Here is a 14951-nt window from a genome sequence, read left to right as displayed (position 1 = left end):
TATTGCTGACGGGGGTCTCGGAAGCGCTGGAAAACGGATCGCGCAGGGGTCTGCGGATCCAGCTACTCGCAGTGCTGGTCCTTGCGCTCATGCCTTTGCTCGTCTTGTCGAGTGTGCAGGGGCTTATGGAGTATGAGCAGCAGCGCGAACGCGAGATTGACCGCCTGCATGCAGCTGCGCTCACAGCCTCAGAAGCCATAACAGCGGCCTTTTCGCGCGCTGACGGCAAGGCAGGCGCGATTGCGTCCTGGTCTTTTGCGCTGATGGATGATCCCGCGGCGTGCGAACGAACGCTCCAGCACATGGCCCGGGCGGACGAAACCGTCTCGAACATCGCCGTTCTGGATGCGCAAGGCGAGCTTGTCTGCTCTGCCGTGCAACCGGCCACCAATGAGCGGAATTTCGGCTCCCGCGACTGGTTTCAGGCGTTACGTGACGGCGCTGACAGGACCCATAGCGATGTGGTTTTCGGTGCCATGTCCCAGCGCCAGGTGGTACTGACCGTCAGGCGCCTGCGCGCGGTCCCGGCCGCTGACGGGACAGAATCCAACACCTTTGCCGGCGTGGTTGCGGTTGCGACAGACATGAGTGCCGCGGCACGCCTTGTCCGGCGCGAGCGGCTGAGCGCGGACGCCCAGATCGCCCTGATCAGCCGCCAGGGCGCCCTGAAACTCGAAGGCAGCACCATCATTGATAATCTGTTCGAGAATGTCGCTGTCGGCGCACTTCTGGAGCAGGCCCAGCCTGGCGAAGCTATCCGCGCGCAAGGCACAGGCATGCGGTCCGGCTATGAGGTGATCGTTGCTTCGCTGATCCCGGAACGGCTCGGAGTCGCCATAGCGGCGCCCGCACGCGTGTTTGAGGACTGGAGTGGTATCAGCGTCATCAGCACGTTCGCGATACCGGCTCTCATGACCTTGCTGGTGCTGGTTTGTGTCTGGGTGGCGGTGGACTATTTCATCCTGCGCTGGCTTACCTATCTCCAGCGTATCGCACAGCTATACGCCGCAGGCCGTCTGGATCTGGTGCCGCAGCGCGCACGCAAGGCGCCGCGTGAGGTGGCCCGGCTTGCGGCGGTGATGGAACAGATGGCCGCCTCGCTGGACGAGCAACGTACCGAGCTTGCAGACGCCGTTGACCAGCGCTCGGGCCTGCTCCGGGAAATCCATCACCGGGTCAAGAATAACCTCCAGGTGATTGTCAGCCTTCTGAATCTGCAGTCTGGCCGGATAAGCGATCCGGCAGCGGCAGAGGCGCTGATGGATGCACGCCGGCGGATCAATGCGCTCGCCCTGGTCCACCGCAGTCTCTACGAAACCGATGATCTGCGTTTCATTGAAGTCGCGCCGTTCCTGAACGACCTGATCCGCAATCTGGGCGACGTTCTGGGCGGACATGACAGCAAGATCAGGGTGGACGTGGATTGTGAAGAGCTGGCTCTGAGCCCCGATCAGGCCGCACCCATGGCCCTGTTCGTCACCGAGGCGGTCACCAATGCCTTCAAACATGCCTTCTCCGGCCGAGAGACGGGGCGCATACTGGTGCGTCTGACGTGTGAGGAAGACGATCAGTGCCTGATTTCGATTGGCGATGATGGCACCGGCGTTGATCCTTCGGCCAGCGCTGGTACAGGCTCGTCCCTGATGCATGCTTTTGCCCAGCAGCTGGGCGGCCAATTTGAAACACGCGTCAGCGGGCTGGGCGGCTATGAAGCCGCCGTCTCCTTCCCCATAAGCAAGAGCTGGGACGACTAGGCTTTGCTCAGATCGTGCCGAGATTACAGGTGCGCACGATGACCAGCCCTGTCTCGCGGACAAAAGCAGCACACGAGGACGGTACAGGCTGTATACCGCCGCCAGCGCCACCAAGGCGAACCATCAGCACCAGCCCGGCTCCGGGCTCTGACGCGAGACGTTCCACCTCTCCGAACCGATGGCCCCGGTCGGTGATGACCGGAGCGCCAGCAAGCGCTGCCCGGTCACTATCGGCAATCTCCACGCTTGATGACATCTGCTGTGCCAGCAGGGCGCCCTCACCGTAGGCGGCAAGAGCGATACCGCGTTCGGGATCAATGTGGATGTCGGCTGCATCAACTCGGGCAGGGAGGGTAGGGACGAACCGCGCTGCGGTGCGCGAACCGGCGCCAATACGCACGGTAAAGGCGACAGGCGAACCTGCCTCGCCATAATGCACCTGATCGATATAGGCGCGCCCTTCGGCAAGCTGGACGCGCATGCCCTCGAACGCATCTGCAGGCGCTGCAGACGCGGCCAGGACACCGCTGCGCCCGGTTTGCGGGTCAGCGAGCATCACCGCTGTGCCAGCCGCGAGACCCGTCAGCGCTGCGGCGATTGTCGATCCGATTGCCATGTGCATCGCGTGTTACCTCCGTTGAAACGGTAAACGCGCCTGCTGCCATCAGGTTTCAATTATCTGTCTTTTGCGGGGTCCTGCAGGCATCGACAAACCGCCGGAACAGACGGCGCATATCCTTGCGATGAGGCAGAAGCTCAGGGTGAAACTGGACACCGAAACGCAGCACATCTCCCTGCGCCTCGATGGCTTGCACGCCGCCCCCTTCTCCGCAGGCCGCCGCCCTGAAACCGGGCGCCACATTACGCACGGCACGCCGGTGCAGGCTGTTCACCCGCAGCGGTCCTGGACCAAACACGCGGGCCAGAAAGGTTTCAGGTAACACCTCGACCGGCTTGCGGAACAGCGCATAGCCGACCGGGCCGCTCGGCCAGTTTCTCGTTACCTCAGGGTCGAGGCGTTGATGAAGATCGCCGCCCGCCTTCACATTGAGCATTTGCAGCCCGCGGCAGATGCCCATAACGGGTATGGACCGCTCAAACGCGACATCCAGCCACGCCAGCTCAAGCTCGTCCCGCTGCAGGTCGAACTGGCTTTCGACCTCGATCTCAGCGTTGTAACGGCTGGGGTGTATATCCAGACCGCCCAGCAGGATCAGCCCGTCAATGCGCCGCTCTTGCGTGCCGGGGGGTTTACGCAGGCGGACCGGCTTGCCACCCGAAAGGCGGATGATGAGCGAGGTCAGAGCGCCAACCAGCCGGTCACCGTCCGGAGCGCCGATATATCCGATAACAGGTTTCAACAGGGACTAGTCCATGGGCTTGTAGGAGATTTCCGGCGGCAGCTTGCCGTGGCGTGCGAGATGGGAGGCAATGAACAGCACTCCCAATGCGGAGCGCGGATCATCTTCGGCGATCAGATCGATATCAAGATCAGACCTGTCGGTGAGCCGGAACATTATGTCGTCTATCGCTTCACCGGCCGATTTCGCGCTGCCCAGCGTTCCAAGAAAACGGCCCACGCGCTCCAGCAGGCTTTCGCCCGAAGTCTGAAGGTGCTCCCAGGCATCGGACAGCTTTTCGGCATATTCCGTCTCGGAAAAAGCCTCCGTCACGGCAGAGGGCATCCAGATCATGGGTACCTTCGAGCGATGGCCGATTTCCGGCTCTCCGGGGTCGGAACGGATCTCGCCAAACAGGACTTGCTCCAGCAGCAGGCGGGGATAGTCGACGCCGGACAGTTTGGAATGACGCACGCCGGCCCAGAAGCGGGCATTGATCTCGATGAGGAGCGGCGTATCGCCCTCCTCACCCGTCCACATGAAATCGGCCTCAAAGATGCCGTCCCACCCGGTTTCGCGCGCAATTTTGCGTATCGCTTCCACAAAGGGCGCGGCATCCACCGTTTCACGCACCACACCGGCCCCGTGCTCCTTGGGAAATTGCTCCAGATTGGTGTAGGCCGAGCAGATCACCAGCTCGCCCTTCCGGCACAGAGCGGAGACACAATAGTCTTCACCCGGGGCAAGGGACTGGGCCAGGATGACATCCTTCTCACGAAGACCCGCCGCATAGGCATCCAGCTCATCCCGGCCTTCCACCTTGCTGATGCCGCGACCGCCGGCACCTTCAGACGGTTTGACGAGGAAGGGATAGGTGAAGCCCTCCGGCTCGTTCAGCCCGGATTTGCCATCTCCTATGATCTCGGTAGCAGGGGCAGGAATGTCCGTGCCGGAAATGGTCTCGGCCAGCTTGTGCTTGGGCGTGACCTTGCCGATAGCCTCTGCCTCAGGCGCTGCGATTGTGACATTGGCGGGAAACCGGTGCCGCTCACGCGCCAGCAGTTCCATCTCCTCGAATACCGGCATGATGATGATCGGTTCGCCTGCAAAGCGGGCACACACTTCGACGAGGCCGTCGACAAAGCCTTGCGGATCACTGCGGCAATCGGCTGTTACGGCCGCCTCATCACAATTCTTCGAGAAACCCAGAGGCGTCAGGTCAACACTGTCGACCGCGACGATGCGGCCAGCAAGTTCACGGCAGGATTCCGCCACCGTCAACGACATGAGGCTGCGGGCATAGGTGATAATCACAATCGGTTTTTTCATGCGGTGGAAACGCGCCGGGCGCGATCGGGTTCCAGCTTCACCTCTTGCGCAAACAAACCTGACAGGGTCAATTTTCTCTGATAAGAGAATTGATGGAGAAAATGAAAACGGGGAGACCGGCCATGACTGGTATCATCACGAAGTTGGCCCTGGCAGGCGCTCTGGCGCTTAGCCCGGCCGCGTTCGCGCAGGATTATGACCTTGTTCTGAACAATGGCCGGGTCATCGACCCGGAAACCGGGCTGGACGCGATCCGCCATGTCGGTATCCGGGGCGACGAGATAGCGATCATCTCCGAAACCCCGCTGGAAGGCACGCGCACGATTGACGCGGCGGGCCGCATCGTGGCGCCCGGCTTTATCGATCTGCACGGACACGGACAGGATACGCCAGCCGGACGCATGCAGGCGCTGGACGGGGTGACGACCACGCTGGAGCTGGAATCCGGTGTGCTGCCCGTGTCGGACTTCTACGCCCGCGCCGCCGAACAAGGCCGTCCGATCAATTACGGCGCGGCGTCCAGCTGGGCGCATGCACGCATCGCTGCGGTCATGGATGTCGAGCCGCATGCCGACACATACTGGTTCTTCCGCTATATCGGCGATCCACGCTGGCAGACCGAACTGGCCGACAATGAGCGCCTGTCAGCAATCCTGCGCCATATCAATACCGGGCTGGAAGAGGGCGGGCTGGGCATCGGCATCCTGCTGGGCTACGCGCCCGGCATCAGCCGGGGCGAGTATCACGCCGTCAACGCGCTGGCCGCAGCGCGCGATGTTCCCACCTTCACCCATGCACGCTTCCTGAGCGCGATAGAGCCGCAAAGCTCGTTCGAGGGCTTTCAGGAGATGGTGGCTGTCGCTGCCGGTACCGGCGCGCACATGCATATCAGCCATCTCAACTCGATCAGCCTTTCGGACATCGACCGTATCGCCGACATGATCGAGACGGCGCAGGCCAATGGCGTGAACATCACCGTGGAAGCCTACCCCTATGGCGCAGGCGCAACCGGCATTGGCGCGGCCATGTTCCGGGGCGAAGGCTGGCGCGACCGCATGGGCGGTATCGAGTATTCCGACTTCACCGTTCAGGGCGTGCCGCTGGACGAGGAACGCTTTAACGATCTGCAGGAAAATGCGCCGGGCACCGGCATTGTGGTCCACTTCCTGAACCCCGATGAGCGCCCGGAGCATCAGGCCTATCTGGACAGGTCCATCCTCTTTCCCGGCGGGGCAATCGCCTCTGATGGCGGGCCATGGTCTGTCGGCAGCGAGCGTCTTGATGGTGACATCTGGCCGATCCCGGAGGACGCCCATGCCCACCCGCGCAGCGCTGGCACCTATGGCCGCTTCCTGCGCATCTATGCGCGAGAGCGCGGCGTGATCGACTGGCCGGAAGCCGTCGCCAAGGCGAGCTTCTATCCTGCCCGCATCCTTTCAGACGCCGTGCCGCAAATGCGCCGCAAGGGCCGCCTGCAGCCCGGCATGGACGCCGATATCGTGGTGTTCGACCCCGAAACCGTGGCCGACCGCGCGACGTTTGAACGGCCCGCACAGGCGAGCGTCGGCTTTGAGTATGTGATCGTGAACGGCACGGTGCTGGTCGATGGCGGCGAGCTGGACACCTCCGTCCTGCCGGGCCGCCCGGTCCGGGGGACAGTGGCGAGCGGGGCGGAGTAGGAATCAGTCGTCAATCCCCCAGCTTTCGAGGCAGGGGGCGCTCTCCTCATCCGGGATCGCCACCCGGACCAGTTCAAGCTGGATATCGTTCAGTTCCCAGCACGGATTGTGGGGCAATAGCGGCTCATCGGGATTGCTGGCCTTGCGCAGGCGATAGCCGTGATAGGCCACCTCGCCTGCCACCTCGAAGCGCGGCAGGTTCCGGGCCGCCGTTAGCGCACGCTCATCGCGCTCCCCGCTAACCTGCCAGCGCCGGTAGCCTGTTTGAAGCCGGTAATAATCCACATATTCATAGCCGGTGGAGGCGGCAAAGCGCCATTCGTCACTGGCTATTTCGCAATCAATAGCGCCCAGATCGCCTTGCCAGGCTGCATCGTAAAGTGCGTGAGGATCAGGCCAGTTCGCGCACGCTGCCTCGTGAAGGAGCCGCGCTGCCTCCATTTCCGGTGTCTCCACCCAGTCTGGCGCACGCTCTTCCTCTGCAACGCAGGCCGCAGCGGCAAACGCCCCTATAACCGCCGTGAGAAATGCCGGTTTCATGCCGCTGTCCCCGCTGAAATTCCGGCAAGTTCTTCAATCGAAAGAGCACATACGGAACTAATCCGCCCCCTCCCGCGACGGCTCTATAATGCACAGCCTAATCGTCGAGGCCCGCAATATGAAGCCTGTATCCAAGAACCCGAAACAAGCTCAACCCGAACCGCCAGTCTGCGAACGGATAAAGCGCAATATCCAGCTCGATAGCGCCCAGCAAGCACAAGCGGGCCGGGACTGGAGGAGAGCTGAGCAGTCTCTCGTCGCCATTGAAGCCGAGATACCGGCACTACGCGCCGAGGTTCGCAGGCTGGAGACATTATCGGTTCTGCCCCACGGCCCTGTGCCGCCGCGCCGGCCAGGCCGGCTGGTTGGTGTGCTTCAGGAGGTGCCGGGAGCAGGAGCGGCTGCGTTGGCCAGCCAGCTTGACAATGCACGGAGCAGACTGGCTCAAGCTGAACGCCGCAGAAGCACCCTGCAGGCAGAGATTTCTCAAGCGCGCAATGATCTGAGCCGCCTTGAACGGAACATGGAGAACAATGTCGCCGAGTTCCACGCCACTGGATGCGAAGGCCGTCCTATGAACTGGGTGCGCCAGTAGAGCCTGTCCTCATCAGCTTCCAGACGCCGAGCGTCAGGAGCGGCAGGACGAAGACGGCGATGATCGCAAAAGCCAGCATGCGATAGCCATTGGCGATCAGGGCGATGAGGCCGAACCGGTCCGCGACCACCATGGCGGCGAGCAGCAGCGCCCCAGTGAATGCAAGACGGGTACGTATCCCGATGGGGCGTGGCCGCACCGCCGAGATACGTTCATTGACAGCGTGGACCGCGCTGACGCTGGTTTCCACCAGGGCCACAAAGACCATGAACTGGAACGCCATCTGGAAGACCGGCGAGCCGAGACGTTCGAGGATATAGTTTGACGGCAGGGCCGCTTGCGAAATCTCCGGATAGAAGGCGATCATGCAGGCAAAGAAGAGAATGGCCGGAAGCGCGGCCAGCGGTCCGGCCAGCGTGCCGGCAATCACGGCGTCCTTGCGGCTGGTCAGATGGCGCAGCATGGGCAGGATCACCACCGCACCGATCACGTTATAGCCCGCATAGGTGATGCCGCCGGACACCCAGCCCGTGGCCGGAATACCGGCATCAAGGCCAGCGAGAATGTCCCCGCCAAATTGGGTGAAGCACATCACCACGAAGACGAGATAGACCAGGTAGAGGAAGAGCGAGGCGTATTTGAAAAGCCGCTCAACGCTCTCCTGGCCGAGGGCCGTAAAGACCAGGATGGAGAGCGCGAGCGCCACCGATCCGACAAGGTTGGGCAAGCCGAACAGCGCTGCGCCGATTTCGCCTGCTGCCGCGCCGAACACGGCGAGGATCAGGAACAGAAAGAGCAGATAGGCGATCTCGAAGAGCGGCCAGAACGGCCCCAGCAGCGCCTTGAAGAAGGTCAGATAGTTCCCGCTGCGCGTGGCATGCGCGAACACGAAGGTCAGGGCGCAGATACCGCTCCACAATGCGGTGACCAGCGCCAGCCCCAGCAATCCGCCCACCGGGCCGGACGGCATGAAATACTCAACCAGTTCGCGCCCCGTGGCATAGCCTCCGCCGATCACCACTGCCTTGAAGGCAAGACCCGGCAAGATCAGGCGCTGAAAGAGGCTGGGCGCCGCGCTCATTGGGCGAGGGCGGCTTCGGGTTCCAGGCAAGCCTCCACAAGCCGGTCGAACGCTGCGCCGCCGCGGATCGGATCGGCGCATGGCAGGCCGGTCCGGCGGCTTTCAGTCTCGATGGCGCGCCGTGCCTCGTCTTCTGACAGCTTGGAGGTGTTCAGGCTGATCCCGCCCACCCGCACATCGGGGTTCACCCGGCGCGCATGCATCAGGTTGAGCTCGATAACCTCCTCGATGGAGGGAATGGGGTAGTGCGCGTCGAGACCGATAATCCGTTTGCGGCCAAACTCATGGCAGATCACCAGCACATCGGGCTGGCTGCCGTGCAGGAGGCCCAGCGAAACGCCTGCGTAGGAGGGGTGAAAGAGCGAACCCTGCCCTTCGACAATGTCCCAGTGGTCGGCTGGCGCATCGGGAGACAGAGCCTCGGCAGCACCCGCCAGAAAATCGCTGACCACCGCGTCCATCGGTACACCGCCGCCCGCGATGAGTATGCCGGTCTGGCCGGTGGCGCGGAAGGTTGCCTTGGCTCCGGCGCGCGTGAACGCCTGGGCCAAGGCCAGAGCGGTGTATTTCTTGCCCAGCGCGCAATCGGTACCGACGGTCAGCAGCCGCTTGCCGGTGCGTTTGCGGCCCGTGCCAAGCGGGAGGTCAGCCGGCGGGCGCCGGACATCAATGAGCTGGCGTCCAAGCCGCTCGGCGGCGCTTTTAAGATCCGGAATGCTGGCCAGCGGCATGTGCATGCCGGAAATGATGTCGAGACCGGCTTCCATGGCCTCCAGAAGGGCCGGCACCCAGGCCGGACGCAAGGCGCCGCCCATGGTCGCTGCGCCGATTACCAGCGCGCGCGCACCCGCCCTCGCAGCCTCCGCCGGGTTCATGACGGGCAGGCCCAGACGCAGCGGATTGCCCGGCAGCGCCCATTCGGCGACGCACTGGTCTGGCACCCAGTCACGCAGACCCGCCGCCGTCTTGGCGTAGGACAGGTCGGTCACGTCGCCCAGAAACAGCAGATAGGGCCGCGGAAGGGACAGAACACTCATCAGGCCGCTTTCCTTTCCGGCAGACCCCAGCCGCGAGGCGGGCACAAGAGATAGCCATTCTCGTAAACAGCCGCCGGGTCCCGGTCGGCCGACAGATGCCAGGGACCATCAAGGTCCACCACATCGCAGAGTTGTCCGACAATGGCCGCCGGGCCGCACGAGAGCGAGGTGCCGACCATGTTGCCGACCATGACACCCATCCCGTGCTCGCGCGCGAGATGCGCCATTTTCAGCCCTTCGGTGAGACCGCCGGACTTGTCGAGTTTGATATTGATAATGTCGTAGATGGGCGCGAGCCGGGCGATGTCGGCGCTGGTCTGCGCGCTTTCGTCTGCCGCCAGCGGGATGGGCGAGTTCAGCCCGATCAGGCTGTCATCAGCGCCGATCGCACAGGGTTGCTCCAGAAGGCTTACCTTCTCCTCGACCAGAACCGGCATCAAGGCTTCCGTGCCTGCGCGGTCAAACGCCTGGTTGGCGTCCACACCGATCCAGACATCGGGCGCTGCTGCCCGCACGGCCCGAACGCGCTCAGCATCGAGTCCATCCCCGATGAGCTTGAGCTTGAGGGCCTTTGCATATGTCAGCCCCGCCGCCCTGGCACCCATCACCTCAGGGCTGTCGGCGCCCAGAGTGAAGGTGGTGAGCAGGTTGGACGGCGCGGGCAGGCCAGCCCGTTTCCACGCCGCTTCCCCGGACTCGGCACACTCCAGATCCCAGAGCGCGCAATCTACCGCGTTACGGGCCCCGCCAGCGGGCAGCAACGTCTGCAGCGCCTCGCGGGTAATGCCCGCCTCAATACGACCCCGGACGGCCTCGATCTGCGCCAGCATGCTGGCGCCGGTCTCGGCGTGATAATAGACGCCTGTCGCCTCGCCGCGACCCTGATGACCGGCACGCGCCAGCGTACAGACCACCAGATCGACCTTGTCCATCACATGGCCCGTGATACGGAACGGTGTTTTCAGGCGGACCGGATCAATCCGGACCGATAGGGATAGCGGCTTGGCAACGGACATGATGTGCAGTGCCCCTTCCTAGTAGGTCAGACCGAAATTGAAGAAGCCGGCGGCTATCACGAACCAGATCAGCACCAGCGTGGACGCAACGAGCACAAGGCTCCAGAGCCGGGCAAACCAGCTTGCACCGCCCGTCCATACGACGAAGGCGTTCCAGATAGCGATCAGCAGGGCTAGTACCGGCAGGACAGACAAGAACTGCATGAAGACGATCATGCCATCCATGCGCCCATCAAGCCTGTTCAGCTCACCCATCAGGTGTGTGATGAGGAGCAGCCAGCCAGCGGCATAAACCAGAGGCAGCAAGGCACCGATGTTCGAGAGCCGGTAGGCCATTGCCTGACGGCCAGTGAGCGCAAAGCGCGTCCTGAACCGCCAGCGGACGATAGCACGGACCGGCCAGAACAGTACGGTCAGCAGAAGCGCGGCGGCGGCAATGCCCGCCAGCGGCATGAGAAGCGCGCCATTGCGCCACCACTCGACCGGCGTGAACATCATGAAGGGCGCGAAGAAGGCAGCGGAGAACATCTCCACCTCGCCATTCTCGTTAATCCGGGCAGACAGGCGCTCGACCCCGTTCACCTGCTGCCAGACGAAGGGCTCCACCTCGCGGAAACGCAACGGCGTGCCCGACGCATCGGTCAGGATGGACAGGCTGATTTCATTGTCGGCATTCATGGTCACGCTGGGCTGGGTCAGCAGAGCCGTCGCCGCAACAAAATTCTGGTGGGCACGCCGGGAGATCACATAATTGCCAACCAGCATGCGGCCATGCTCTTCGGCCGTGTCCAGCGTCGGCAGGTCTTCGCCAGCTTCAGCCGGGAAGTAGCGGTCCGTGAAGCCTTCAAACAGTGCCTGGCGGACACGCCCCGTGGCACCACTACGCCCGGTGCTGTTCATCGAAATGAACAGGCCGACGCCATGGTCGAGATACAGGTGCAGGTTGGAATGGAACAGCGTGGTGTCGCCGCCATGGCCGATAATGCGGTGACCATTGCGGTTCTGCTCGTAAAAGCCGAGCAGCATGGCATTGACGCCGGTGAGTTTGCGGTCGGCCGTGGTGTGCATCTGCTCAGTCGTTTCCGGTGACAGCAACCCTTCGCCGCGATTGAGGTGGGCGATCATGAAGCGGGCCATGTCATTGCCACTGGCCGACATGGAGCCCGCCGGGGCAGCCGTCACGATCTCGAAAGCACGTCCTTCGCCATCCGAACCGCGCATATAGCCCGAGGACATCAGGCCTTGCAGGTGTTCGGGCAGAGGCTGACGCATGGAGGAATACTCCATGCCGAGCGCCGCAAAGATGTGCTCGTCGACATAATCGTCGAATGACTGGCCTGATACCTCTGCCACGACATGACCGGCCAGCGCCGTGCCGTAATTGGAGTACGCAGGCACCTCACCGGCCGGGTAGACCGCAGCCGGGATGTTGTTGCGGACATATTCGTCCAGCGGTTGCAGCCGCTCCGGGTCATCCATGATGAGGGCACGCACCTGTTCACCCCAGCCCGGTGTATGGGTAAGCAGATGACGCATGGTGATCGGGCGCTCGACACCCGTGACCTCGAAATCGAGATAGGTGTTGATGTCAGCATCCAGATCGATCAGCCCCTGCTCGACGAGCTGCATGACAGCCGTCCAGGTGACGAGTTTGGAGATCGAGCCGGGGCGGAAGAGCGTTGTTTCAGGATCAATCGCGGTGCGGGTTTCCACATCGGCATAGCCATAGCCGCGCGAGTGCAGGATTTCACCGTCTGCCACCACCGTTACGATGGCGCCGGCAATGTCGCCTTGGGCCAGCGCGTAGGGCATGAAGCCGTCAAGCCAGCTTTCAAGGTCAGCCGGGTCGACAGGGCCGGATGCGGTGGCAGTTGCCTCCGGCGGCGCCTCGGGCACCGGCAATTGCAACACCTCACCTTCAGCCTCAGGCTGATCGGGTACCTGAGCTGTGGCTGCCGACAGGGTGAACCCCGCCAGCAGGGCGCCAAGCGCGCCCCGCATCCAGTGCCTTACCATCACTTTTCCTTCCCTGTCCCAGTTCCGGCCGCTGTTGGCCGCTTCGGGTATCGTTGCGTTAACGCAGGCTGCCGGCCAGTGGCGGCGGAAGGCCGGAGCCTTCCGCCGCACACCGGAACATGCACGAGGCCTAGTAGCGAAGGCGTACGCTTATGCCGACGCTGCGGGGCCGGTTGACACTCGTTGCAATGATCGGCGCATCCAGCTCGCCTTCAGGCGTGATGAATTGCTGGAGGGCGTTTGAGCCGATGCTGATTGCTTCGACATCGTTCAGCAGGTTCGCACCATACAGATCAATCGACCAGACATCGTTCGAGAAGCCGGCACGCAAATTGAGGTATTCGAGCGTGTTCAGCCGGGCTGACCGATAGTTCTGAACGTTGGAATAGCGCTCATCGATGAACTGGAAGGAGCCGCTCGAGTTGAACGACCACTCTCCCCCGCCAACCGGGCGCGAGTAGGAATAGCCGGCCGTCAGGGTGAGCCCCGGAATGTTGGACGGGCTGTTGCCTTTGCGCAGATCAAACGGCCCGACTACCCCGCCCGGCGCAGAGGTGATGAGCATGCCTTCCTGGAATTCCGCATCAATAACTGACGCGTTGAAGAAGGTGGAAAGGTCGCTATTGACCTGGAGGGTGGTTTCAAACTCCAGCCCGAGAATGGTCTGCTGCGGACCGTTCACGGTGTTGTTCGCCGGCGTGTTCACCTGGATCTGGGTGTCGTTATAGGTGGTGTGGAACACACCCAGATTGGTGACGAGATTGCCGCCGAACCAGGACGCCTTCACACCGCCATCGATGGAGATCACCTCGTCGGCGTCAAAGGACAGGTTGGCCAGGAAAACATCCTGATTGCCGCCGGACGCGCCCAGCGCCGCCAGCGCATTGCCGATGCCGCCATTACGTACGCCGCGAGCATAGTTCGCATAAAGCAGGATGGAATCGGACAGATCGAACTCTATCCCGACGCGCGGCAGGAATTCTTCCAGATCAAAACGGAACTCCGTGCCAACGCCCGCGCCCCTGAGGACGTCCAGCGTGCTGACAAAACCGATCGGATTGGCTTGGGTCCACGGGATCAGGTTGCCGCTGCCGTCAAACTGCGGAACTAGGTTCACCGTGTTATCCAGCTGCAAGGCACTCGTGACGGTGTCGTTCACATAGCGCACGCCACCGATAAGGCGCAGCCGGTCCGTCAACTCGTAGGTCAGTTCCACGAACGCCGAATACTGCTCGGTGTGGGTTGTCGAGAGGCGGCTTGCCAGGCTCTCGCTCTGGGGCGTGGTCACGGCCGCGCACCCCACACAGGTCAAAAACTGGCCGCTGCTGCTCTCACGGTCGCGGTAGTAGAGGCCCGATGTGAAGTTGAGCGGGCCGTCAAGATTGGAGACGAACCGGAATTCCTGCGACCACTGCCGGGTGTTACCCGAACCCGTATTGTAGGTAGTCGTATCGACGGTCGGGAAGAACGGGGCGAGACCAAAGGAATTGCCGGCGCTAAACAGCGCGGAACTGGTGCGCCTGTTATAATAGCCGGTGATCGAGGTGATATCGAGCCAGTCCAGCCCGCTATAGGAAACCCGAGCCGAGTAAAGATCGAAATCATCGATATAGGTGCCAGAGAGCGGCGAAGCGGAATATGTCAGGTCGCGGGGGTCAGACCCCGGATCCACCTGCGTTGCTTCACCTGCCTCGTCGCGCGTCACGAACGCGGAGAGCCGGAGCTCGAGATCGTCCGAAAAGCGCGCCAGCAAAACCGCACGTCCGCCATAGGATTGGAAGTCGTTGACGTCAGAGCCTTCGCTGGGATTGTCGATGAACCCGTCATCCTGACGGTGGAAGCCCGAAACGCGGATGCCCAGACGCCCGGGAACAAGGATTACCGACAGTGCATTGTCCACGCTGTGTGCAAAGCCGCCATCGGTGATCGTCTCGTAGCGCCCTGACGCCACACCCTCAAAGGTCGGGCCGTCCAGATCAGGGTCGTTGGTAAAATAGCGGATCACGCCGCCAACAGCGCCTTCACCAAACAGGGTGGGCTGAGGCCCGCGGATAACCTCGATACGATTGAGGTCAACAGAGCTGAAATCGCGGATGCTGCCCGCGCCGGTCACCGACACATCGTCCAGGAAGACGCTGAACACTGAGCTGGTTTCATAGCCGCTGCCCGCCGTACGCACGCCGCGAATGGCGATATTGTTGGCGTTCGGGCGCGACCGGACATTTTCCAGACCGGCGACGGTTCGCGCCAGATCCTCGATGTCATAGATGCCCTGCTCGCGGATCTGCGTTTCCGATAGGCCGGCAATACTGGCACCGATGTTCTGGACCGACTCCTCGCGGAAACGCGCGGTGACAGTGATGACCTCGCGCGCCTGCGAGGTGGCAACGGCCTCTTCGTCGGGCGCGTCCTGAAAAGCGAGTGCCGGTGCGCACATGGCCGTGGCGGCCGTGCCCAGAAGCCCCGCGCGTAGTGAATGCCTGATCATGATGTAGTCTCCCCTCCTGAACTTTGCGTTCATGGTTGCGCCCTGACAGACTGGTTGCGGCAATCAGATCAGGCCT

The 14951-nt window shown here is 62.5% G+C and carries 12 protein-coding genes; 3 read left to right on the top strand and 9 right to left on the bottom strand.

Annotated features, from left to right (window positions below):
* Positions 1-2: 2 nt before the first annotated feature.
* Positions 3-1754 (top strand): sensor histidine kinase, encoded by a 1752-nt coding sequence (locus tag X907_RS01395; RefSeq protein ID WP_127565278.1) that lies wholly within the window; start codon positions 3-5, stop codon positions 1752-1754.
* A gap of 7 nt (positions 1755-1761) precedes the next feature.
* Here the strand turns inward: X907_RS01395 and X907_RS01390 are convergent, their stop codons facing one another.
* The 3 genes from X907_RS01390 to X907_RS01380 are packed head-to-tail and all read right to left on the bottom strand — an operon-like array spanning position 1762 to position 4423.
* A complete protein-coding gene (locus X907_RS01390; protein WP_127565277.1) occupies positions 1762-2376 on the bottom strand; it encodes a hypothetical protein in 615 nt (204 codons plus the stop codon).
* Positions 2377-2425: 49 nt separating this feature from the next.
* Complete coding sequence (locus X907_RS01385; RefSeq protein ID WP_170175409.1) at positions 2426-3115, bottom strand: gamma-glutamyl-gamma-aminobutyrate hydrolase family protein; 690 nt, start codon at positions 3113-3115, stop codon at positions 2426-2428.
* A gap of 6 nt (positions 3116-3121) precedes the next feature.
* Entirely contained in the window at positions 3122-4423 is a 1302-nt protein-coding gene (locus tag X907_RS01380; RefSeq protein ID WP_127565275.1) for an ATP-grasp domain-containing protein, read from the bottom strand.
* A gap of 122 nt (positions 4424-4545) precedes the next feature.
* On the opposite strand from X907_RS01380, the gene X907_RS01375 reads away from it, so the two are divergent.
* Positions 4546-6102: an amidohydrolase family protein gene (locus tag X907_RS01375; RefSeq protein WP_127565274.1), complete on the top strand. Its 1557-nt coding sequence runs from the start codon at positions 4546-4548 to the stop codon at positions 6100-6102.
* A 3-nt stretch (positions 6103-6105) separates the two neighbouring features.
* On the opposite strand, the gene X907_RS01370 is transcribed toward X907_RS01375, so the two are convergent.
* Positions 6106-6642 carry a hypothetical protein gene (locus X907_RS01370; protein WP_127565273.1) on the bottom strand — a complete coding sequence of 179 codons (537 nt, stop codon included), beginning with the start codon at positions 6640-6642 and terminating at the stop codon, positions 6106-6108.
* A gap of 88 nt (positions 6643-6730) precedes the next feature.
* Between X907_RS01370 and X907_RS01365 the strand changes: the two genes are divergently transcribed.
* Complete coding sequence (locus X907_RS01365; RefSeq protein ID WP_170175408.1) at positions 6731-7237, top strand: hypothetical protein; 507 nt, start codon at positions 6731-6733, stop codon at positions 7235-7237.
* Here X907_RS01365 and X907_RS01360 read toward each other — a convergent pair.
* From X907_RS01360 to X907_RS01340, 5 genes are all read right to left on the bottom strand, one after another.
* Positions 7215-8318, bottom strand: coding sequence for a YkvI family membrane protein (locus X907_RS01360; RefSeq protein ID WP_127565271.1), 1104 nt, complete (start codon positions 8316-8318; stop codon positions 7215-7217). The two genes, X907_RS01365 and X907_RS01360, sit on opposite strands and share 23 nt — an antisense overlap.
* On the bottom strand, positions 8315-9355 hold the full coding sequence (locus tag X907_RS01355; RefSeq protein WP_127565270.1) for an N-acetyltransferase DgcN family protein: 1041 nt from the start codon (positions 9353-9355) through the stop codon (positions 8315-8317). The genes X907_RS01360 and X907_RS01355 overlap by 4 nt, the downstream gene beginning before the upstream one ends.
* A complete protein-coding gene (locus X907_RS01350; RefSeq protein WP_127565269.1) occupies positions 9355-10371 on the bottom strand; it encodes a dipeptide epimerase in 1017 nt (338 codons plus the stop codon). Before X907_RS01350 ends, X907_RS01355 begins: the two co-directional genes overlap by 1 nt.
* A gap of 18 nt (positions 10372-10389) precedes the next feature.
* Complete coding sequence (locus tag X907_RS01345; protein WP_127565268.1) at positions 10390-12387, bottom strand: serine hydrolase domain-containing protein; 1998 nt, start codon at positions 12385-12387, stop codon at positions 10390-10392.
* Between the two features lie 130 nt (positions 12388-12517).
* Positions 12518-14875: a TonB-dependent receptor gene (locus tag X907_RS01340; protein ID WP_233352461.1), complete on the bottom strand. Its 2358-nt coding sequence runs from the start codon at positions 14873-14875 to the stop codon at positions 12518-12520.
* Positions 14876-14951: the final 76 nt, after the last annotated feature.

The organism is Glycocaulis alkaliphilus (assembly GCF_004000605.1).
Lineage (GTDB): Bacteria > Pseudomonadota > Alphaproteobacteria > Caulobacterales > Maricaulaceae > Glycocaulis > Glycocaulis alkaliphilus.
Note: the sequence above shows the minus strand (reverse complement) of the source record. Positions and strands in the feature narration are given on the sequence as shown.